Source organism: Streptomyces sp. Act143, assembly GCF_003143935.1.
Classification (GTDB): Bacteria; Actinomycetota; Actinomycetes; order Streptomycetales; family Streptomycetaceae; genus Streptomyces.
In genome coordinates this window covers 4,708,862-4,730,283 of record NZ_QFRX01000001.1, presented here as the reverse complement: position 1 = coordinate 4,730,283, position 21,422 = coordinate 4,708,862, and the positions used below count along the sequence as shown (strand labels likewise).

The 21,422-nt window shown below is 70.7% G+C and carries 21 protein-coding genes; 14 read left to right on the top strand and 7 right to left on the bottom strand.

Annotated features, from left to right (window positions below):
• Positions 1-85: 85 nt before the first annotated feature.
• On the top strand, positions 86-994 hold the full coding sequence (locus DI272_RS21345) for a GntR family transcriptional regulator (RefSeq protein ID WP_109496911.1): 909 nt from the start codon (positions 86-88) through the stop codon (positions 992-994).
• Positions 995-1,029: 35 nt separating this feature from the next.
• Here DI272_RS21345 and DI272_RS21340 read toward each other — a convergent pair whose 3' ends face one another.
• On the bottom strand, positions 1,030-1,218 hold the full coding sequence (locus DI272_RS21340; RefSeq protein ID WP_109496910.1) for a hypothetical protein: 189 nt from the start codon (positions 1,216-1,218) through the stop codon (positions 1,030-1,032).
• A 190-nt stretch (positions 1,219-1,408) separates the two neighbouring features.
• On the opposite strand from DI272_RS21340, the gene DI272_RS21335 reads away from it, so the two are divergent.
• The 6 genes from DI272_RS21335 to DI272_RS21310 all read left to right on the top strand — a co-directional run bounded on the left by DI272_RS21335 (position 1,409) and on the right by DI272_RS21310 (position 9,241).
• A complete protein-coding gene (locus tag DI272_RS21335) occupies positions 1,409-2,287 on the top strand; it encodes a GntR family transcriptional regulator (protein WP_109496909.1) in 879 nt (292 codons plus the stop codon).
• A gap of 29 nt (positions 2,288-2,316) precedes the next feature.
• Complete coding sequence (locus DI272_RS21330) at positions 2,317-3,045, top strand: HAD family hydrolase (protein WP_258314618.1); 729 nt, start codon at positions 2,317-2,319, stop codon at positions 3,043-3,045.
• 199 nt (positions 3,046-3,244) lie between these two features.
• On the top strand, positions 3,245-4,120 hold the full coding sequence (locus DI272_RS21325) for a GntR family transcriptional regulator (RefSeq protein ID WP_258314617.1): 876 nt from the start codon (positions 3,245-3,247) through the stop codon (positions 4,118-4,120).
• A gap of 295 nt (positions 4,121-4,415) precedes the next feature.
• Positions 4,416-6,545: a phosphotransferase family protein gene (locus DI272_RS21320; protein ID WP_375138055.1), complete on the top strand. Its 2,130-nt coding sequence runs from the start codon at positions 4,416-4,418 to the stop codon at positions 6,543-6,545.
• Positions 6,542-7,156, top strand: coding sequence for a TetR/AcrR family transcriptional regulator (locus DI272_RS21315; RefSeq protein ID WP_109496907.1), 615 nt, complete (start codon positions 6,542-6,544; stop codon positions 7,154-7,156). Before DI272_RS21320 ends, DI272_RS21315 begins: the two co-directional genes overlap by 4 nt.
• 63 nt (positions 7,157-7,219) lie before the next feature.
• The gene (locus DI272_RS21310) at positions 7,220-9,241 is read left to right on the top strand and encodes an AAA family ATPase (protein ID WP_109496906.1); all 2,022 of its coding nucleotides are present in this window, start codon (positions 7,220-7,222) and stop codon (positions 9,239-9,241) included.
• A gap of 14 nt (positions 9,242-9,255) precedes the next feature.
• On the opposite strand, the gene DI272_RS21305 is transcribed toward DI272_RS21310, so the two are convergent.
• Entirely contained in the window at positions 9,256-10,095 is an 840-nt protein-coding gene (locus DI272_RS21305) for a nitroreductase/quinone reductase family protein (protein WP_109496905.1), read from the bottom strand.
• A gap of 303 nt (positions 10,096-10,398) precedes the next feature.
• On the opposite strand from DI272_RS21305, the gene DI272_RS21300 reads away from it, so the two are divergent.
• The 3 genes from DI272_RS21300 to DI272_RS21290 all read left to right on the top strand — a co-directional run bounded on the left by DI272_RS21300 (position 10,399) and on the right by DI272_RS21290 (position 12,249).
• Positions 10,399-10,923, top strand: a complete 525-nt coding sequence (locus tag DI272_RS21300) for a helix-turn-helix domain-containing protein (protein WP_109496904.1) — start codon at positions 10,399-10,401, stop codon at positions 10,921-10,923.
• A gap of 182 nt (positions 10,924-11,105) precedes the next feature.
• Positions 11,106-11,744, top strand: coding sequence for a hypothetical protein (locus DI272_RS21295; RefSeq protein WP_109496903.1), 639 nt, complete (start codon positions 11,106-11,108; stop codon positions 11,742-11,744).
• Between the two features lie 172 nt (positions 11,745-11,916).
• Positions 11,917-12,249 (top strand): DUF2516 family protein, encoded by a 333-nt coding sequence (locus tag DI272_RS21290; protein WP_375138054.1) that lies wholly within the window; start codon positions 11,917-11,919, stop codon positions 12,247-12,249.
• A gap of 5 nt (positions 12,250-12,254) precedes the next feature.
• Here DI272_RS21290 and DI272_RS21285 read toward each other — a convergent pair whose 3' ends face one another.
• The 3 genes from DI272_RS21285 to DI272_RS21275 form a co-directional block, all read right to left on the bottom strand.
• Positions 12,255-13,571, bottom strand: coding sequence for a PP2C family protein-serine/threonine phosphatase (locus DI272_RS21285; RefSeq protein ID WP_181387268.1), 1,317 nt, complete (start codon positions 13,569-13,571; stop codon positions 12,255-12,257).
• 276 nt (positions 13,572-13,847) lie between these two features.
• Positions 13,848-14,921 (bottom strand): C40 family peptidase, encoded by a 1,074-nt coding sequence (locus tag DI272_RS21280; RefSeq protein WP_109496902.1) that lies wholly within the window; start codon positions 14,919-14,921, stop codon positions 13,848-13,850.
• Positions 14,922-15,111: 190 nt separating this feature from the next.
• A complete protein-coding gene (locus tag DI272_RS21275; RefSeq protein ID WP_109496901.1) occupies positions 15,112-15,909 on the bottom strand; it encodes a class I SAM-dependent methyltransferase in 798 nt (265 codons plus the stop codon).
• Positions 15,910-16,125: 216 nt separating this feature from the next.
• On the opposite strand from DI272_RS21275, the gene mshA reads away from it, so the two are divergent.
• A complete protein-coding gene (gene mshA, locus DI272_RS21270) occupies positions 16,126-17,463 on the top strand; it encodes a D-inositol-3-phosphate glycosyltransferase (protein ID WP_109496900.1) in 1,338 nt (445 codons plus the stop codon).
• Positions 17,456-17,947: a YbjN domain-containing protein gene (locus DI272_RS21265; protein ID WP_109496899.1), complete on the top strand. Its 492-nt coding sequence runs from the start codon at positions 17,456-17,458 to the stop codon at positions 17,945-17,947. Before mshA ends, DI272_RS21265 begins: the two co-directional genes overlap by 8 nt.
• Positions 17,948-18,114: 167 nt before the next feature.
• Here the strand turns inward: DI272_RS21265 and DI272_RS21260 are convergent, their stop codons facing one another.
• A complete protein-coding gene (locus DI272_RS21260) occupies positions 18,115-18,909 on the bottom strand; it encodes an AraC family transcriptional regulator (protein WP_109496898.1) in 795 nt (264 codons plus the stop codon).
• A 49-nt stretch (positions 18,910-18,958) separates the two neighbouring features.
• On the opposite strand from DI272_RS21260, the gene DI272_RS21255 reads away from it, so the two are divergent.
• Together DI272_RS21255 and DI272_RS21250 are read left to right on the top strand one after the other, a co-directional pair.
• Positions 18,959-19,384, top strand: a complete 426-nt coding sequence (locus DI272_RS21255) for a DUF2000 domain-containing protein (protein WP_109500956.1) — start codon at positions 18,959-18,961, stop codon at positions 19,382-19,384.
• 308 nt (positions 19,385-19,692) lie between these two features.
• Complete coding sequence (locus tag DI272_RS21250) at positions 19,693-19,917, top strand: hypothetical protein (protein ID WP_109496897.1); 225 nt, start codon at positions 19,693-19,695, stop codon at positions 19,915-19,917.
• 70 nt (positions 19,918-19,987) lie between these two features.
• Here DI272_RS21250 and DI272_RS21245 read toward each other — a convergent pair whose 3' ends face one another.
• Positions 19,988-21,247, bottom strand: a complete 1,260-nt coding sequence (locus DI272_RS21245) for an MFS transporter (RefSeq protein WP_109496896.1) — start codon at positions 21,245-21,247, stop codon at positions 19,988-19,990.
• Between the last annotated feature and the right edge of the window lie 175 nt (positions 21,248-21,422).

The following is a 21,422-nucleotide window of genomic DNA, read 5'->3' as shown; positions in this document are numbered from 1 at the left end:
AACTTCACTGTACTTATCTCCGCTTGGAAGCGGCTCATAACCACCTTTCTTCGAACTGCCCAAAGATGGCGGGAAGTTGTAGTGTTTGGTTGTGGACCCGAAACCCGCCTCCGTCAATGGGCTGGAGAAGGCGCAGCGGTCACAGAAGTCTCCACGTGAGGTGGCGGACGAGCTGCGTTCCCGCATCCGGTCCGGTGAACTGCGGCCGGGGCAGCGCATGCCCACGCAGGCCAGGCTGGCGTTCGAGTTCGGCGTGGAGCGCGGGGCCGTACGGCAGGCCCTGCGCATCCTGCAGTCGGAGCAGCTGCTCACCAACGTGTCCAAGGGCAGCCCGGCCACGGTCGCCCCCGACCTGGGCAGGGCGCTGACCGGCCCCGGAGCCCCGCCGCTGCCGACGATGGTCGCCCTCGCGCCGCGCGTCGCCGCCGCCTTCGCCGCCCCGCACGTCGAGATAGACGCGCTGTGCCTGACATCGGTCTCCTTCAACCTCGCCCTCGGCGAACCGCTGCGCCAGATTCACGCCGGACGGCTGAAACCGGCCAAGGTCGACGTCCGCATCCTGCTGCCGAGCCGGGAGATCGACCTCGCCTTCCCGGCCCCCGTGGACCCCTCGGCGGACGGCAGGGTGCAGCGCCGCTGGCTGTCCCAGCGCAACGCCCAGGGCCAGGTGCTCCGGCACAATCTCCTCGCCCTGCGCGCCACCCACGGCATCGACGTCAAGGTCACCTTCCGCGCCCTGCCCTTCACCCCGCCGGTGAAGCTGTACCTGCTCAACAACACCGAGGCCCTCTTCGCCTACTACACGCTCGCCAGGCGTGAGGAGGAGATCGACCACGAGCACCTGGTGATGTACGACGCGGAGGGCACCCAGTCGATGCTGTTCGCCTTCGACCAGGGTGCGGGGCTGCGGGACACCACCTTCGTCGAGCAGTCCCACCTGTGGTTCAACGCACTGTGGGAGACGATCAGTTCGGAGCTGACGCTCACGGGCTGAGGTCTCCCACAGGGGTGGATCCGGGCTGTTCCTCTTCATAGGGCGGGCCCCGCGACGAGGAGGGCGAGCATCACGGCGCCGATGGAGCTCAGGGCCGGGCTCTTGGCCTTCACGCCGACGCTGAGCAGCAGCAGTCCGAGGATGCCGGCAGCGCCGTACTTCCACTGGACGGTCTGCTCGACGCCGACGACGAAGAGGGCGGAGAGGAGATAGATGGCAGGCACGGTGATTCCCCCTTAGGGCGTGAGGCGGGCATCCGGGGCAGGCGGATGTGGGGGGTTGGGTGATGAGGAGGCAAAACTTCCGCCAACTTGGATAAGTTGGCAACCAACTCTGCTGTACTTGTACCCACTTGGTTGTTACTCGGAAACAACTTCTAAACAACTCCCCTTAGATGGATCAGAGTTGTACCGTTTGGTCGTGACCCAGGAGAACGTGGCAGTGAACGGCAGCAGAAGACTCTCGCCGCAGGAAATCGCCGACGCCCTGCGGGAACGCATACGCTCCGGAGAGCTGAAGGCGGGCGACCGCCTTCCCACCCAGGCCGAGCTGGCCGAGGAGTTCAACGTCGAACGCGGCACCGTCCGCCAGGCCCTGCGCGCCCTCCAGGAGGACGGCCTCCTCAGCAATGTGAGCAAGGGCAGCCCGCCGCGGATCGCGGAGCCGACACCGGTCCGCGACGCGCCCCGGCCCACGATGGTCGGGCTGGCCCCGCGGCTGACGGAGGCGTTCGCGGCGCGGCACGTGCGGGTGGACGTGGTCAGCCACACCTCCGAGACCCTGATGCTGGCGCTCGGCGACTCCCTCCGCCGCATCCACGAGGGCACGATCCGCCCCGAGTCCATCGAGTTCCGCGTCCTGCTGCCGTCCCGGGACATCAACCTCGCCTTCCCGGTCCTGGTCGAACGCGACGGCGAGGACGACCCGGTCCACCAGCGCTGGCTGGAGATGCGCAACGCCCAGGCGCACGTCCTGAAGTACAACCTCAACGCCGTCCGCTCCACCCACGGCATCGACGTCCGCATCACCTTCCGCGCCCTGCCCTTCACCCCGCCGGTGAAGATGTACCTGCTCAACGGCGAGGAAGTGCTGCTCGGCTACTACATGCTCGAAAAGCGCGAGGAGGAGTACGAGAGCCAGACCCTGGAGATGTACGACGCCCTGGGCTCCCAGTCCGTCCTGTTCTCCTTCGTGAAGGCGGCCAGCCGGCGGGACGCCGCCTTTGTGGAGGAATCCCAGAAGTGGTTCGACGCCCTCTGGGAAACCATCACGACGGACCTGACACTCTCCTAGTGACTTCTGATACGGCGCAGACTGGTTCGGTGACAGCAGAGACAGAGAACGATCCTGAAGCACTGGAAGACCTCCGGGAGCTCGTCAGGCATGCCCAAGTCGTGCTGTGGGACTTCGACGGCCCGATCTGCCGCCTGTTCGCCGGGCACTCGGCGGACCGCGTGGCCGCGGAGCTGGTCGAGTGGCTGGAGAGCCGCGGACTGCACGGCCTGGTGACGGAGGAGGAGCAGAAGTCCCTCGACCCCCACGTCGTCCTGCGCGCCGTCGACCTCCGGCATCCCGGCAGCGACCTGGTCGCGGAGCTGGAGGAACGTCTCACCCAGGAGGAACTGCACGCCGCGAGCTCGGCGATGCCGACCATGTACGCCGACCCGCTGATACGGACGTGGGCGGCGGTGGGCTCACGGCTGGCGATAGCGACCAACAACTCCCCGAGGGTGGTCCGCAAGTACCTGGCCGGCCGCGGTCTGACCTCCTGCTTCCACCCCCACATCTACGGCCGCACCCAGAACCTCCACCACCTCAAACCCCACCCGCACTGCCTCAACCACGCCCTGAACGCGATGGGCGCGGCACCGTCGGCGGCCCTCATGATCGGAGACACCCCGTCCGACTACGTGGCCGCGCGCAGCGCCGGTGTTCCGTTCCTGGGCTACGCGCGTAACGGGCGCAAGGAGCGGTTGTTGCGGGAGGCCGGGGCCTCGGTGGTGGTCGGATCGCTGGATGTGGTGCGGGATGTGCTGCTGGGGCGGGGCTGAGGGGGTGCTGCCGCAACAGGCGCATCTCGGCCCCTCCCTTCCACTCCACCGTCAAGGCCACAACTCTCGGGCCAATTGGACTGGTTGACTTGTGGGTGGTCTGCCCGGTCTGGCTGATCCCTTAACCAACCACCCAGCCCACTGGGGGAATTGGCCGGAGATTGGTTTGCCGGTGGACGGCAGGCGGTACGGTCGAGGCGTGGATGCATGGGGGAACGACGACAAGCGCAGCAAGGAGTTCCAGCGCGTCGCCGAGTATCTGCGCACCAGGATGACCGACGGGACGTACGGGGTCGGGTCCTTCCTTCCGCCGCAGCGGGAGCTCGTGACGGAGTTCGGGGTCTCGCGGGACACCATTCAGCGGGCACTGCGGGAGCTGGCGGACGAGGGCTGGATCCAGTCGCGCCAGGGCAGCGGCTCCCGGGTGATCAAGACCCAGCGCATCCAGTCGTCGGCGCCCAAGGCGGTCAGATCGCGGCACGGGGCGACACTGGGGCACATCATCAGCGCCGCCTTCGAGGAACCCGAAGTCACCCTGGACGTCTACACGTTGACGGCCGAGTCGCTGGACGCGCACATCCGCGTCCAGGTCGAACGCATCCACGCCCGCGAGATCGCCCCCGAGCGCATCGCCATGCGGCTGCTCCTGCCGGACACCACGCAGCCGCTGCCGTACCCGCGGGTGAAGGGCGACAAGGAGGACCTGCGCCTCCAGGAGCGACTGCGTGCCATCAGCAGCCGGCACACCGAGTCGCTGCACGGGTCGCTGAAGGATCTGCGGACCGAGGGGAAGGTGCCGTCCGTCGGCTTCGAGATCCGGCACACTCCGCTGGTCCCGCCGTTCAAGCTCTATCTGATCAACCGCACCGAGGCGCTGCACGGCATGTACGACGTGATCGAGCGTCAGATCGAGCTGGACGACGGCGAGGTGGTCACCGCGCTCGACGTCCTGGGACTGGGCGCGACGCTGACCCACCAGGTGAAGGACGAGGAGGACCCCAACGCCCCGGGATCCGTCTTCGTGGACAACATGCAGACCTGGTTCGACTCGGTCTGGGCCCGGCTCTCCGAATAGCCTCCGAACGGTGACCGGAGCGCCTCGTCCGGTGCGCTAGCATTCCGGCACCGCTGAGCAATCGCTCTGTTCCGCGCGTATGGACGTGGCAAAGAGCCAATCTCGCACGACCTGACGAACAAACAGTGGCAAAACCACTCGTTATGGCTACTCCAGCCGGGCTCTGGTCGTGCCTGCTACAACCGGCACCTAGTGTTGCCCTGCCTGTCGTCTCTCGCGCGATCGATCCGGAGTGTGGCCCGTGGGCGCACCGCCTCTTTCAGGCTCTCTCGAGGAGCACACGGTCGAGGCGTTCGTGAGCCTGGCGGAGCGGCAGGGGCAGGCGACCAGCGGGCATCACAACAAGAACTTCGTCCTGCCCCTGACGGAGCAGATGGCCCGGGTGGTCAGGCGCGACACCGGGACCCCCGTGACGGTGCGCATCCGGCGCAGGGCGCTGCCGGTGGTGATCCGGACCTGGGCGGACGAGGCGGAGATCCTCGACGCCATCCAGGGCGTGCTGCCCCATGTGCCGCAATGTCTCTACAAGGGCGAGAACTACGCGATCCACAGCTATGTGGAGGGCGTGCCGCTGTCCAAGGCGTGCAGCAACGGCAAGTCCGTCGACACCCTGATCATCCGCGCACTGGCCGACCTGCTGGCCCAGATGACCCAGGTGCGCAGCGGGGCGCTGCCGGCCCTGCCCTCCGGCTGGCCGGGCAGCCGCACGGACAGCCAGGCCTTCCTGCGGACGCTGGTACTGATGGCGGACCAGCAGATCCGGCAGCCCAATTGGAGTGATTTCGGCGGCCTGTTCGCGGCCCTGGGCATTCCCGAGGACGCCTTGCTGCGGCTGGCGGACCGGGTGCCGGCCATGTCCCGCCGCCCGTTCAGCCTGCTCCACGCCGATCTCCACCGCGACAACGTGATCATGTCGTACGCCGGCGACTCGCCGCTCATCTGCGTCGACTGGGAGCTGGCGACCTACGGCGACCCCCTGCACGACCTGGCCACCCACCTGGTGCGCATGCAGTACCCGGCACGCCAGTGGGACGAGGTCATCGGCGCCTGGGCCGCCGCCATGCGCCGGGTCCGCCCCGCGGCAGTGCGGGGCCTCACGACGGACCTGGCGCACTACATCGACTTCGAGCGGGCGCAGTCGGTGTATCCGGACGTGATGCGGGCGGCGCAGTCGCTGCAGAACTCACCGAACCAGAAGACGCTGGACGCGGCCAAGGGGGAGGTGGCGCGGGCGCTGTCGGTCGCGGCGGGCCCGCTGGGACTCGGCAGCGTTCCGGACGGACAGGAGATCGAGCGGATCCTCTTCAGGTGGCTGGCCGCGCGGAACGGCGGCCGTGGCCTGATCGCCAAGATCGACAGCTGGACCTGGGACCCCCGCCACCCCGAGCGCCCCGACTTTCCCCACACGGCCGTGGTCCAGGCGCTGCGCGCGGAAGGCGCGGCGCCGGCCAGCCGGGTGCTCAAGGGCACCGGACACCTGAACACCATCGTGCATGTGCCGGGCATCAGCTTCCCGGTGGTGGTCCGGCGCAAGGTGCCGAATGTCGACCGGCGTGAGCGCGGATACCTCAGCGAGCACGCCGTGCTGCGCACCATCGAGGAGTCCCGGGTCGAGGTGGCGGCGCCGAGGTTCCTGGCTCTGGGGACGAGCTACCAGGGGGAACCGTTCGCCATCCACACCTACGAGGGTTCGCTCGGCCCCAACCGGCCGCCCAGCCACCCTTCGCACGGCTTGCTGCCGCACGAGGCGAACGCGCTCGTCGACCAGCTGTGCGCCCTGACGCGGGTGAACTACGAGGTGCTGGACCCGACTGCGGCGGAAGGTTCCTTCTACACCGTTCTGAGCGAGCAACTCGTGCAGCTCGTCCATGAGTTGCCGAAGGAATCCCAGCAGCTCGCCCGCGTCCTGGGCCTCCCGGACGCCGAGCGGCTCCGCCAGATCCTCGCCCGCCATCAGGTGGGCGAGCGCAAGCAGGCCCTGCTGCACGGTGACCTGAACCCGTGGAATCTGGTGCGCCGCCCTGACCGGTTGGCCCTGACCATCATCGACTGGGAGATGGCCGTTGTGGGCGACCCGCTCTACGACCTGGTCCGGCACATGCATCTGACCCCCACGCGGCCGGAGATCCGCGATCGCATGTTCAACCGCTGGTCCCTCCGGCTGGCCCCCGAGTACACCGAGGGCTGGCGGCGCGACTGGGGCGTCTACCGCTGGATCGAGATCGTGCGCTCGGCGTACATCGACCTCGACCGCCTGGTCACCGGCGCCAGCCTGGACGCCCCCAACGTCCGCCGGGCCCTCGACTCCTACTCGATGACCCTGAAGGCGGCGACGGCGTCGCTCGGCCTGCGCGAACGCCGGATGCACAACCCCTATCTCGCGCTCGCACTCGCGGAGCGTGGCCCCCGTACCCTCACCCCATGAGCACCCCCGCCCCAGGTCTGCGCGAACGCAAGAAACAGCGGATGTACGAGACGGTGTCGGAGATCGCGATCCGGCTCTTCCTGGAGAAGGGCTACGACGCCGTCCCGGTCGCGGAGATCGCCGCCGCCGCCGAGATCTCCAAGCCGACCCTCTTCCGGTACTTCCCGGCGAAGGAGGACCTCGTCCTGCACCGGATCGCCGACCACGAGGACGAGGCCGCGCGGGTGGTGCGGGAGGCGCCGAGGGCGCCGTTGGAGGCGTTGCGGCGGAACTTCCTGGAGGGGATCGAGGGGGGCGATCCCATCACCGGGGTCAGCGACCATCCCGCCGTCCGCGCGTTCTACGAGCTGCTCTACGGCACGCCCGCGCTCGTCGCCCGTCTGCACGTCCACCTCGAACGTTCCGAGGAGGCGCTCGCCGCGGCCCTCGGCGGTGACCTGGACGCGCGGCTGGCCGCCGGGCAGATCATCGCCGTACGGCGCATCCTCGCTCAGGAGAACTGGCGGCGGATCGGGGCGGGGGAGCCCGTCGCCGAGGTGCGGGCGGCGGCTCTCGGTGATGCCGAGCGGGCCTTCGATCTGCTGGAGGCCGCACTGCCGCGGTACTCCTAGCCCACCGAGTGAGGCTGGGTAAAAAATTTAACTCGGTTACGTTATGGCGGTAGGCTCACTGTCATGACGTCACCCGACCCCGCTCTCCACCACGCCCTCCATCTCGAACGCGCCCACCACGAAGCCTGCCGCGCCGCCCTCGCCGCCATGGTCGACGGCGCCCAGGAGCAGGTCGTCGTCGGTGTGGACGTCTCCGCCTCCGGGGCCGACGCCGAAGTCCTCGGACGCCGGCTGCGCAGCAGGGCCAAGGAGATGCGGGAGCTGCCCGCGGGGCCCGCGTTCTTCGGGCGCCTGGACTTCGACGGCGGCGAGCACGCGGGCCAGTGCTACCACGTCGGCCGCCTCCGGATCAGCGAGCACCCCGCCGCCCCGCCCCTCGTCGTCGACTGGCGTGCCCCCGTCTCCCGCGCCTTCTACCAGGCGAGCGCCCACGATCCGCAGGGCGTCGCCGTGCGGCGGCGGTTCGGGTGGGCGCCGGGGAGCACCGGGGCCGCCGCGGACCTCACCGGTCTGGAGGACGAGCACCTGAGCCGAGGCGAGGACCGCGCGAGCGACCTCCTCGTCCGCGAGATCGAACGGCCCCGCGTCGGTCCCATGCGGGACATCGCCGCGACCATCCAGCCGGAGCAGGACGATCTCGTACGAGGTGAGGTCGGCGTCTCCGTGTGCGTGCAGGGCGCCCCGGGCACCGGGAAGACCGCCGTCGGGCTGCACCGGGCCGCCTACCTCCTCTACACCCACCCCCAGCGCATCCAGCGCGGCGGCATGCTGATCCTCGGCCCCAACCGCACCTTCCTCACCTACATCGCCGAGGTCCTGCCCGCCCTCGGCGAGACCGGCGTACGGCAGTCCACGCTGCCGGAGGAGATCGGCCGGCATCCGGTCACCGGTCTCGACGACGAGCGCGCCGCCGCGGTCAAGCACGACGTGCGCATGGCGGAGGTGCTGCGGCGGGCGCTGTACGCGCGCGTGCGCGCCGACGGGGCCGAGGAGATCGCGATTCCCGAAGGGGCGTACCGGTGGCGGGTGCCGGGGGAGGTGTTCGCGCGGATCGTGTCCGACGTACGCAGCGAGGAACCGCCGTACGCCGTCGGACGGGAGCGGGTGCGGACGCGGACGGTCGCGTACCTCCAGGCACTGGCCGAGCGGCGGGCCGGGCCGCCACCGCACGCGTGGGTGCGGAAGATGTCGTCGGCGGTCCGGCCGTACGTCGACGCCGTCTGGCCGCGGGTGCGGGCGGAGGAGGTCGTCGCCGAACTGCTCACGGAGCAACGGGTGCTGGCGACCGCCGCCGACGGGCTGCTGGACGCCGACGAGCAGAAGGCGCTGCTGTGGGCGAAGCCGCCGCGGTCGTGGCGGTCGGCGCGCTGGTCGGCCGCCGACCTCGTGCTCCTCGACGAGGTCGGCGGGCTGATCGAACATCCCGAGCAGTACGGCCATGTCGTCGTCGACGAGGCGCAGGACCTCTCCCCGATGGAGTGCCGGGCCATCGCCCGGCGGGCCTCTTTCGGTTCGCTGACCGTGCTGGGGGACCTGGCGCAGGGGACCACGCCGTGGGCCGCCCGGACCTGGGCCGGGTCCCTCGGCCACCTCGGCCGGCCGGACGCGGCGGTGGTACCGCTGACCACCGGGTTCCGGGTGCCGCAGGCCGTCGTGGGGCTCGCCAACCGGCTGCTGCGGCGTCTCGGTGTCGACGTGCCGGAGGCCAGGTCCCTGCGCGGGGACGGGGAGCTGCGGGTGCGGGAGGCGGGCACGGACCTGCTCGACGCGGTCGTGGCCGCGGTGCGCGAGGCCCTCGGGCGGGAGGGTTCGGTGGGCGTGATCACGGCCGACGCGGACCTCCCCCGGGTGCGGGACGCCCTCGATGCGGCCGGCATCCCGGCGGCAGGGCCCGACGACCTGGCCGCCCGCGTGACCCTCGTCCCGGCGACCCTCGTGAAGGGGCTCGAGTACGACCATGTCGTCGCCGTCGAGCCCGCGGCGATCGCCGAGGCGGAGGAACGGGGGCTGCACCGGCTGTACGTGGTGCTCACGCGGGCGGTGTCGGGGCTGGAGGTGGTGCACGGCCGGCCGCTGCCGTTCTAGCGGCCCCTGCCGTGTCAGCCGTCGAGCAGGGGGATCAACTGCTCCTCCTCGTAGGTCAGATGCGCCTCCAGCTCGGCGGCGAGCCGCTCGAACTCGGCCTGCACCGCGCTGGGTTCGCCGGCCGTCCACACCACCTGCCTCATCTCCAGCACGAGTTCGGCGATCCGCTCGTGCTCCGCGCGCAGGCGAGCCAGCGCGGAGGCGGCGGCGGGGTGCCGGTCGGCGACGAAGGGGAACAGGGCCGTGTCCTCGCCGGTGTGGTGGTTGTGCAGGCCCTGGCAGAAGGTGAGGCAGTTGACGCGGAGCTGGGCGCCGAGGGACGGGCCGGCGTTCTTCGCCATCTCCGTGCGGAGCAGGGCGAGTTCCTGGCGGAAGGTGTCGTGGACGAGCCTGATCGCCTCGCCCATGGAACCGGCCCGGATGTCCGGCGGGCCGGGTGCGGCGATCTCGTACAGGGCGACCACGGGGATCACCCGGTCACCGGCCTTCTCCTGGTACTTCGCCCAGCCCGGGTCCGCCTCCACGGCACGCGCGAACGACCGGTCGCGCTCCTCGCCCTCCAGTACGACGGCATCCGCCTCGTAGGTGAACGCGCCGCTCTCCACCGTCACTCGGGGGTGCGCGAGGATGTTGCGGTACCAGTCCGGATGTCTGGGCGAGCCACCCGCCGAGGCGATGACGAGGACCCGGTCGCCGCCGTCGGGGAGGTAGCCGAGGGGAGTGGTGTGGCGGGTCCCGGTGCGTGCCCCGGTGGTGGTCAGCAGAAGCAGCCGGGCACCCTCGAACCAGCCGCCGACACGGCCGTTGCCGGCACGGAACTCGTCGATGACCTGTTGATTGAAGTCGTTGGGCATTCTGGTCTTTCTCTTCGTCGTCGGCCTCGTCGGAAGGGGAGTCGAAAGCGAAGAGAAACGGCGGACCTCTGGCCCGCGACGGCCTCACTCGGAGGCCGGGTACCCAACCGTCGCGCGGCGCACAGCCGCCAACCCGGCAGTCATGTCCCGGACGCTAGTCGCGCCGCCGCGGGGGACGCCACTGGTTTTCCTGCCGCCCCTGATCCCCCCTGCCGCCTCCCATTTCTGACCCCGCACGTGGCGTGGCGCACTTTTGCAAGCGGGCGCTTGCAATAGTTAGCGTGGGTGAGGCACAGTAGAGGCATGGCATCACTCAACGTCGGCAATCTCGGTGAGTACCTGCGCGAGCAGAGGCGAAACGCTCAGCTCTCGCTCAGGCAGCTCGCCGATGCCGCCGGGGTGTCCAATCCGTATCTGAGCCAGATCGAGCGCGGGCTGCGCAAGCCGAGCGCGGAGGTGCTCCAGCAGGTCGCCAAGGCGCTGCGGATCTCCGCCGAGACGCTGTACGTCCGGGCCGGCATCCTCGACGCGGAACGGGACCGGGACGAGGTGGAGACGCGCGCCGTCATCCTCGCCGATCCCACGCTGAACGGGCAGCAGAAGCAGGTGCTGCTCCAGATCTACGAGTCCTTCCGCAAGGAGAACGGGTTCGGGATCGACACCGACACCGACACCGAGGTCGCCCCGGCCGCCGAGGCCGAGGGCACCACCGACGCACAGGACCGCGGCGACGACGCCGCCCCTGGCACCCGCACGACGGACACCGGCACGACGGCCACCCGCACGGCCGACGGCGGCGACGCCGACCCGCAGCAGACGGCCAGTTGAGGCAGACGCAGGACAGCGAACGCAGGACAGCGAACGCAAGAAAGCAGACGCAAGAAAGCAGACGCAGGACAGCGAACGCAGGACAGCGAACGCAGGACAGCGGACGCAGCGACAGACGACACGGCCGGCTGACCGCGGGAACCAAAACCCTCACCCGAAAGCGACCCGGGAGGACCATCACCATGGCCATCACCGACGACATCCGCAAGGCCGTCACCGACCCGACCCCGCTCTACTTCCTCGCCGGCGCCGGCGACCTGGCCTACCAGGAGGCCAAGAAGGTCCCCGGCATCGTCGAGCAGCTGCGCGCCGAGGCCCCGGCCCGTATCGAGGCCGTGCGCGGCACCGACCCCAAGGCCGTGCAGGAGAAGGCCGCCGCCCGCGCCAAGGAGGCCGGCGCCAAGGCCAAGGAGGCCCAGGAGGCTCTCCAGGCCAAGGTCGGCGAGTTCATCGCGACCCTCGACGGCGACCTCAAGAAGCTCGGTTCCACCCTGGACGCCGACCTGAAGAAGTTCGGCGAGAGCGCCCAGGACTTCGCCCTGCGCAGCGTCGGCGTCGCCGCCGAGTACGCCGTGAAGGCGCGTGAGACCTACGAGAAGGTCGCCGAGCACGGCGAGCAGGCCGTGAAGACCTGGCGCGGCGAGGCCGCCGAGGAGATCGAGGAGCTGGCCGTGGCCGTCGAGCCGAAGGCCGAGCCCGTCGAGGTCAAGGAGGAGCCGAAGCCGGCCGCCGCCGCCCAGGCCCCCGCGAAGAAGACCGCGGCCAAGAAGGCTCCGGCCAAGAAGACCACCGCCAAGAAGACGACGCCGCCCGCGAAGTAGAAGCAGCCGCAGCGGTAAAGGCAGTAGAAGCAGTTGAAGCAGTAGAAGCAGTAGAAGGCGTATTCGACGGGCAGCAGTGCAACGGGCCGGGCACCTCGGGGGTGTCCGGCCCGTTGTACGGGTACGGTGACCGCGTAATGACGAGCCGAGTCAGGTGGTGGACGTTGTGCTGATGCAGGGTTTCGCGGGATTGATGTGGCTGCTCTACCTCGCGATGCTGGCCTTCGCGGTGGTGGCGTTCGTGATGGCCGCCTTCTTCCGCGAGGACGCGTATCGCGCGGCCGACAAGCAGGGCAAGGGCTTCTGGCTGATCATCCTCGGCATCGCGGTGGCCGTGAACCTGCTGGTCCCGATGCTCTTCCTCCAGCTCGCCGGCCTGGTCGCGTCCATCGTGTTCTTCGTCGACGTCCGCCCGGCCCTGCGTCAGGTGTCCGGGGGCGGGGGCCGCCGGGGCGGCGGTTCCAGCAGCGACGGCCCGTACGGCCCCTGGAACGGCGGCAGGTAGGACCCTCAGGCCGCCCGGTCCAGCAGTACCACCGCCACGTCGTCGGCCAACTCGCCCCCGTTGAGCTCCCGCACCTCATTGACGGCGGCCCGCAGCAGCGCCTCTCCGCGCAGCCCCTCGCCCAGCTGGCGCCGCACCATCTCCACCATGCCGTCCTGCCCGAGCCGCTCCCGGCCCGCGCCGATGTGTCCCTCGATGAGGCCGTCGGTGTAGAGCATCAGGCTCCACTCCCGGCCCAGCTCCACCTGCATCCGCGGCCACCGGGCCCCCGGCAGCAGCCCGAGAGCCGGGCCGTTGTTGTCGTACGGCAGCAGCTGTGCCGGTCGTCCCGGCCGGGCGACCAGCGGCGCCGGATGCCCGGCGAGGCACAGCCCGGCCCGGCGTCCGTCCGGCGCGATGTCCACCGTGCAGAGCGTCGCGAAGATCTCGTCGTCGGCCCGCTCATGCTCCAGCACCTGCTGAAGCGTGCCCAGCAGCTCGTCCCCGCACAGCCCGGCCAGGGTCAGCGCCCGCCACGCGATCCGCAGCTCCACACCGAGGGCCGCCTCGTCGGGGCCGTGCCCGCAGACGTCGCCGATCATGGCGTGGACAGTGCCGTCGGAGGTCCGTACGACGTCGTAGAAGTCACCGCCGAGCAGGGCGCGCGAACGCCCCGGACGGTAGCGCGCGGCGAAGCGCAGCGAGGAGCCCTCCAGGAGGGGGGTGGGCAGCAGCCCGCGCTCCAGGCGCCGGTTCTCCTGCGCCCGTACCCGGCCCTCCGCGAGCCGCCGCTCGGCGGTGTCGGAACGTTTCCGCTCCACCGCGTACCGGATGGCGCGGCTCAGCAGCCGGCTGTCCAGCTCGTCCCGGAAGAGGTAGTCCTGGGCGCCCACCCGTACCGCCTCGGCGCCGCGCTCGGCGTCGCCGGACGCGGTGAGGGCGAGCACGGCGTGCCGTGGCGCGAGCTGGAGCACGTGCTTGAGCACGGCGAGCTCGTCGTCGTCACCGCCGCGCACCGGGGCGGGCAGCGCGAGGTCGAGCAGGATGCAGTGGACGTCGTCGGTGAGCAGCCGTTCGGCCTCGGTGAGGTTGCGGGCCGTACGGACGCGGATGGGGTTGCCGGCGGCGTCCAGGAGCTCGGGCACGATCGTGGAGCCGCCGGGATCGTCCTCGATCACCAGCAGCGTCAGATGGGTGCCGCTGCTCTTGTCGACCGTGCCGTCCTTACGCGGGGCCTCGTCCTTCAGAGGGCCGCCGACGGGGCCGCCGACTGCTGTCGCGGCCTGCGCCTGACCACCTTCCACGGCCGGGATCGCTCTCTGCCGCGGTACGGGTACGGGCATCGTCTTGGGTTCCTTCCCTCCCCCCGAGGGCATGGCGGGGCGAGGGACCTCGACCCACCGACGGGGACCATAGCGGTAGTCGGCGCCGCAACGGAATGGTGCACGGCACGTGGTTCGGCAGGCGGCCACTGTCATATGCCGCGTTCCCTACCGCAGTTGGACACCCCGCCCGAGGTGCGGGAATGACGAACGTCACGTCCCCGCCGGGTTTGTACGCAGGCCGGCGTGCCCTGCGTCACGTGACCCCGGTCTCAACCGCCGGGCCGGCGAACGGCCTCAGGCGTCCGGCCGTACGACCGCCAGGATCGGCATGGAACCCGCCCCCGCGATCGTCACCGTCCGCCCCGGGCGCGGGGCGTGCACGATCGCGCCCTTGCCTATGTACATCGCGACGTGGCTGGCATCGGAGTTGTAGATGATGAGGTCGCCGGGCCGCATGTCCTTGATGTCGATTTTCTTCAGCTGCTTCCACTGCTCCTGCGAGGTGCGCGGAATGGGCTGTCCGGCGGCGGCCCAGGCCTGCGAGGTCAGCCCCGAGCAGTCGTACGTCTTCGGCCCCTCGGCGCCCCATTCGTACGGCTTGCCGATCTGCGCGGTCGCGTACTCCACGGCCTTCTTGCCCTGCGCGGACGCCTTGCCGTTGATCTCGTCGAGAATGCCGGAGTCGAGCCAGGTGGTCTGCGCCTTGTAGGCGGCCTCCTGCTCCAGTCGCGCCAGCCGCTCCTTCTCCTCCTTCTCCAGCTTGGACTCGAGTTCCTCGGCGGCGGCGATCTGCTTCTTGACCTTCTTCTTCGCGGCGGCCTTGGCCTTGCGGTTGGCCTCCAGCTTGCCCCACTGCGCGGAGGCGTCCTCGGCGTACTGCTTCAAGTCCTCCTGGGTGCGGGTCATTTCCGCGAGGAGCCCCTTGGTGGCGCGCTGCCCCTGGATGACCCGCCCGGCGCCGTCGAGGAAGCCCTCCGGGTCGTCGCTGAGCATCAGCTGGGCCTCGTCGGGCAGTCCGCCGGTGCGGTACTGGGCGGCGGCCGCCGCACCCGCCCGCTTCTTCAACTCGGCGAGCCTCTCCTGCCCCTTGACGATCTTCTTCGCCAACGCCACGATCGCGGCCGACTGCTGGTCGGCGGCCTCCTCGGCGGCGTTGTACTCGTCCGTGGCCACGGCGGCGTCGTGATAGAGGTCGTCGAGCTTCTTGCGTACGGCCTCGAGGTCCTTGGTGGTCACCGGGGTGGCGGACGCCGAGGGTGTCGGAGGGGGAGTCGGCGCCGCGAACGCCGTTCCGGGCGCCGCCAGCACAGTGACCGCACAGACCACGGTCACGGCGGCCGTCAGCAGCCCGCGCTTGCCCGCACCCATACCCCAGCCCCCCACATCTGATTTACCGTCAGTAACTTACGGACGCCTGGGGGATCGTGCCATGTCGTGACAGAAAACGACAGAGGCAGTGCATCCCTCCCCTTGATCCACCCGTCCCATGACGATCTCCCCGCTCTTGTGACGAACGACTCACGGCGTTCGTTCCCCGCAGGTCAGAGGCGCTGACAGCTCAGCGGGCCCGCGGGGCCAACGCCTCCCAGGCCACCGTCACTTCACCCTGCCGCCACCGCACCGGGCCGTCCATCACGGGCCAGTCGGCCCGCAGGTCCCGCACGGCCCGCTGCCACCGCTGCCGGGCCCCGTACGAGGCGTAGGGCGCGGCGGCGGCCCAGGCGCGGTCGAAGTCCCGCAGGAAGGCGTGCACCGGCTCACCCGGCACATTGCGGTGGATCAGCGCCTTCGGCAGCCGCTCGGCGAGATCCGACGGCCGCTCCAGCGACCCCAGCCGGGTAGCGAAGGTGACGGTCCGCGCCCCTTCCGGCCCGAGCGCCACCCACACATGCCGCCGCCCGATCTCGTCACAGGTCCCCTCGACCAGCAGCCCGCCCGGCGCCAGCCGCGCGCACAGCCGCGCCCAGACCTCGGCGACCTGGTCCTCGTCGTACTGCCGCAGCACGTTCGCCGCCCGCACCAGCACCGGCCGCTGCGGAATCGGGATCTCGAACCCGCCGTGCCGGAACGCCAGCCCCTCCCGCTCGTACGGCCGCGCCGCCGCGACCCGGGCGGGCTCGATCTCCACCCCGACCACCCGCACCCGCGGCGCGACGGTACGCAGCCGCAGCAGCAGCTCGACGGCGGTCCAGGGAGCGGCCCCGTACCCGAGGTCCACGGCGACGGGGTCGTCGGCCCGCCGCAACCCGGCGCCGTGGACGGCGGCGATCCAGCGGTCCATGCGCCGCAGCCGATTGGGGTTGGTGGTCCCGCGCGTGACCGTGCCCACAGGGCGGGTGGCGGCGCGGGATGTCATGTCTACGAGGGTATTCCGCCCGGCGGGCCCCGCCCGCCGCGGGCGCATCCCATCCGACCGGACGCATCGCGGCCTCGAACGGTTGAGCGAGCGGCGGTAATGCGAGGGCAAAAATCCCCGCTGCCGGAATGGGAACCCGCCGTTCCGACGTTGCACCCCCTTGGAGGGCGCCCCACACCCTCCGTCCGGCATGCCCGCACAAGGAGGAAACGCCACGTGAGCCAATACGTCAGCAGGCTCGGGCGTCGCTCCTCGGCCACGTCGACCCGGCTGAGGCTGCACCGCCGACCCCGCCGCGTCGCGATGCTCTCCGTGCACACCTCCCCCCTGCACCAGCCCGGCACCGGCGACGCGGGCGGCATGAACGTCTACATCGTCGAGCTCGCGCAGCGCCTCGCCGCGATCAACATCGAGGTCGAGATCTTCACGCGCGCGACCACGGCCTCCCTGCCCCCCAGCGTCGAACTCGCGCCCGGCGTCCTGGTCCGCCATGTCGACGCGGGCCCTTACGAGGGCCTTGCCAAGGAGGACCTCCCCGCCCAGCTGTGCGCCTTCACGCACGGTGTGATGCAGGCCTGGGCCGGCCACCGCCCCGGCTACTACGACCTCGTCCACACCCACTACTGGCTCTCCGGCCACGTCGGCTGGCTCGCCGCCCAGCGCTGGGGCGTCCCCCTCGTGCACGCCATGCACACGATGGCCAAGGTCAAGAACGCCAACCTCGCCGACGGCGACACCCCCGAGCCCGCCGCCCGGGTCATCGGCGAGACCCAGATCGTGCAGGCCGCGGACCGTCTCATCGCGAACACCACCGAGGAACGCGACGAACTCGTCCACCACTACGACGCCGACCCCGCCCGGGTCGCCGTCGTCCACCCCGGCGTCAACCTCGACCGCTTCAGCCCCGCCGACGGCCGCGCCGCGGCCCGCGCCCGCCTCAACCTGCCGCAGGACGCCCTGATCGCCCTCTTCGCGGGCCGCATCCAGCCCCTGAAGGCCCCGGACATCCTGCTCCGCGCGGTGGCCGTCCTCCTCGACGAACGCCCCGAGCTGCGCTCCCGCATCGTCGTCCCGATCGTCGGCGGGCCCAGCGGCAGCGGCCTGGCCAAGCCCGAGGGCCTGCAGAAGCTGGCCGCCCGGCTGGGCATCGCGGACGTCGTACGGTTCCGCCCGCCCGTCGGCCAGGACCAGCTCGCGGACTGGTTCCGGGCGGCATCGCTGCTGGTCATGCCGTCGTACAGCGAGTCCTTCGGCCTGGTCGCCATAGAGGCGCAGGCCACCGGCACCCCGGTCCTCGCCGCCTCCGTGGGCGGTCTGCCGGTGGCCGTCCGCGACGGCGAGACCGGTTTCCTGGTACGCGGCCACAATCCCGCCGACTACGCGCGCGTGCTCGCGCGTTTCGCCGACGACCCCCAGCTCACCGCCCGCGCGGGCGCCGCGGCGGCCCGGCACGCGCAGTCCTTCGGCTGGGACACCGCTGCCGCCGCGACGGCGGACGTCTACACGGCCGCGCTGCAGGCCCACCGCCGTCGCGTACGCTCCCACCATGGCTGACGCGCAGAAGGTCATCGAGGCCGTCCTCAAGGACAACGAACTCGACTGGGAGAGCCCCGCCCCCGGCAACTACGTCGTCCAGCTGCCCGGCACCCGCAAGCTGAAGACGACGGTGTCCCTGCTGGTGGGCCGCCACTCCCTGTCGGTCAACGCCTTCGTCATCCGCCACCCCGACGAGAACGAGCCCGGCGTCCACCGCTGGCTCCTGGAGCGCAACCTCAAGCTGTACGGCGTGAGTTACGCCGTCGACCAGCTCGGCGACATCTACGTCACCGCCAAGCTCCCGCTCGCCGCCGTCACCCCCGACGAGATCGACCGCCTCCTCGGCCAGGTCCTGGAAGCGGCCGACGGCAGCTTCAACACCCTCCTGGAGCTGGGCTTCGCGAGCGCCATCCGCAAGGAGTACGAGTGGCGCGTCGCCCGGGGCGAGTCGACCCGCAACCTGGACGCGTTCGCACACCTCACCCAGCGCTCCGAGGGCTGACCCCGGGGCGTCGGCGTCACCGGTCCCGCAGGGCGTCGTACCCGGCGAAGTCGAACATCCGCCGGCCGGTCACTCACGTCCGCTCGGGCTGCCGGCGGAGAGCGGCCCGTGCGGAGTGTCGTCGAGCCTCCTTCTCCTTCTTCTCCTCCTCCTTCTTCTTCCAGTCCTTATGCCGTCTTGGCGTACCGCCCCGGCGTGACCCCCACCAACTTGCGGAAGTGCCGCGTCAGGTGGGACTGGTCGAAGAAGCCGGTCGCCGCGGCGACCTCGCCGGGGCGGTGTCCCTCCAGCAGCAGTCGGCGGGCGCGGTCGACGCGGCGGGAGTTGAGGTACTGGTGCGGGGCGATGCCGTACGCGGTGCTGAACGCCCTTACGAGATGGGCGGGATGGGCGTGCAGCAGTGTGGCCGCCGCCTCCAGGGAGACCCCTTCGACGACCCGCGCGTCCAGCAACTCGCGCAGTTGCCGGGCGAGTCCGGGATCGGCGCGGCGGACGTCGGGGGTGCGGCGGGGCCGCAGATGGGCGGTGAGCCGCTCCCCGATGAACGTCAGCCTGCCGGCCGCCTCCAGCTCGTCGCCGGGATGGTCGAGGGCGTGGTGCAGCTGCCCGACGCGCCGCCGCAGCAGCGGGTCCCGCAGATCGGGGGTGTCGACGGCGGACCCGACGAGCTCCGCGCCGAGGAGCGAGGTGTCGAGATAGACGACCCGCTTGCGGAAGCCGCCCGGACCGGCGGGGGAACCGTTGTGCGGGACATGCGGCGGCAGCAGCGTCACGGTGTCGTGCGGGGTGCCGTGCTCGTGCCGGTCGAGGTCGTACCGTACGGCCCCGTCGTCCACGATGAGCAGCGTCCACGCCTCGTGGACGTGCATCGGATAGGCGTACCCGGTGAAGTGCGCGTGGAAGACCTCCACGACACCCGGGACGGCCGGGCGCCAGGCGGTGACTTCCCGTCCGGTGGCCATGCAAAGAACGTACAAGACCGCGTCGGACCAGGTCGGACAGTCTCAGCACATGAGCACTGAACCCATCCGTTTTGACACCAAGATCGCGGTCCTGCTGCGCGAGGACCTGGAGACCTGGCAGCGCCTGAACGTCACCGCGTTCCTCGTCAGCGGCCTCGGCACGGAGGCCCCCGAGGTGATCGGCGAGCCCTACGAGGACGCGGACGGGGTGCGGTCGCTGCCGATGTTCCGGCAGCCGGTGCTGGTCTTCGAGGGCACCAAGGAGACGCTGACGGCGGCCCACGCGCGCGTGCTGTCCCGTGCGCTGCCGCGCGCGGTGTTCACGAGCGATCTGTTCGCCACCGGCAACGACCGCGACAACCGGGCGGCGGTGCGCGCCGTGCGGACCGCCGATCTCGACCTGGTGGGGATCGCGGTCCACGGCCCCCGCAACGCCGTGGACAAGGTCATGAAAGGGGCCAGGATGCATCCGTGACGGAATCTGCACAGCGCATCCGCAACCGTGCCGTGGGCGGGCGCCGTTGGTGCGGAGTTGTCCCGTTCGCGGGCGCAAGCACGGGACCTGCCGGTCTCCTGTGTGGCGGCCGGTGTAGAGAACCTGCCCGCAATTCGTGGACGGGCCGCCATGGTTGGGTCACCGATGCCCTCAACTGCCCTGCGACGAGCGGCGTCGCACTGGATGCCGGGCGCGCTCCGTGGTTTGATCCTGCGCACCGCGCTCCGCCACTGTCCCCTGCGGGGCCGTCCCTCCCCACGTGCACTCATGCGAAGGGTTGTTTCCTCATGAACTCCGCTCCCCAGGTTCAGACCGCCGAGCTCTCCGACGCCGACCTCGACACCGTCTCCGGTGGCCTGGCCCCCCAGATCACCGTCACCGCCGGCGACACCACGCTCAGCAGCGCGGACGTCCTGGCCCAGCTCGACTCGGCCAAGGCCACGGCCCTGGGCAGCCTCGGCGGCACGCTCGGCGCGCTTCCGCACGAGGTGGGCGTGACGGTCGGTATCTGACCTCCGGCCCGTGACGGCCGTACGAGCCCCCGTCCGCGTTCTTGCGCGGGCGGGGGCTCGTCGTGTCCCGTCAGGCGGCGCTGACCTCGGGCTTCGCGGCGACGGCCGGTGCCGCGGCGACCGGCTCCTCGGTAGGCAGCCGCCGCATGAGGACCGCGTACCCGACCCCGGCCACGGTCCCGACGACGGCGCACAGCCCCCACAGCCACTCGGCGCCGTAGTGGTCGATGACCAGGCCGGACATCAGCGGGGCGATGAGGGAGGCGACCGCCCAGGACAGGGTGTACATGCCCTGGTAGCGCCCGCGGCCGTGCACGGGGGAGAGACGGACGACGAGGCTGGTCTGGGTGGGGGCGTTGACGATCTCGGCGAGGGTCCACACGCAGACGGTGAGGGCGAAGACGCCGATGGACCCGGCGAAGGCGGTCAGTCCGAAGCCGTACCCGGCGAGCAGGGACGAGACGACGAGCAGCCGGCGCGGGTCGCGGTCCTGGATGAACCGGGTGACGGGGATCTGCAGCGCCACGATCAGCACACCGTTGACGGCGATGGCCATGCCGTAGTCGGCGGGCGTGAACCCGGCCTCGCCCATGGCGACGGGCAGTCCGACGGAACCCTGCTGGAAGACCAGGGCGACGAGGAAGGACAGCCCGACGACACTCATGTACCGCCCGTCGCGCAGCACCGTCCCGAGGCCGACCTCGGTCTCCGCCGCCTGCTCTGTGGCGGTCCGCTCGGGCCGCGACTCGGGCAGCTTCAGGAAGACGACGACCGCGCACACCGCGGTCATGCCGGCCTCGATGAGGAAGCCGGCGAGGTAGCTGAACTCGGCGATGAAGCCGGCGGCCATGGAGGAGACGGCGAACCCGAGGTTGATGGCCCAGTAGTTCAGCGAGAAGGCCCGCACCCGGTCCTCCGGCCGCACGATGTCGGCCATCATCGCCTGCACGGCGGGCCGTGAGGCGTTGCTGGTCATGCCGACGAGGAAGGCGACGGCGGCGATGGCGACGGGGTGGTGCATGAAGCCGAGCAGGGCGACGGATGCGGCGGTGGAGGCCTGGGCGACGAGGAGGGTGGGCCGCCGCCCCAGCCGGTCGGTCATGACGCCGGCCCCGACGGAGGAGACGACACCGCCCAGCCCGTGCAGCGAGGCGACGAGTCCGGCGTAGGCGGCGCTGTATCCCCGGTCGAGCGTCAGATAGAGCGCCATGAAGGTGGCGACGAAGGCGCCGAGCCGGTTGACGAGGGTGCTGGTCCACAGCCACCAGAACTCGCGGGGGAGCCCGGAGACGGTCTCCCGCAGGGCGCGTCTCATGGTGACGAGTGGCATGGCGGATCCCCCGGTGATGTAAGCGTCCCAAGCGGCGATCAGAACTTACGAGGAAGGCCCCCGGCGAAGCCACTCAATTAACAGATCCCGTCAACAGTCCACCCGGTGACCAGCCCTGCGCTCCGCGCCCCGTCCCGCCCATCGAGCACGGGCGCGAGGGCCGGAGCCCTTGGAT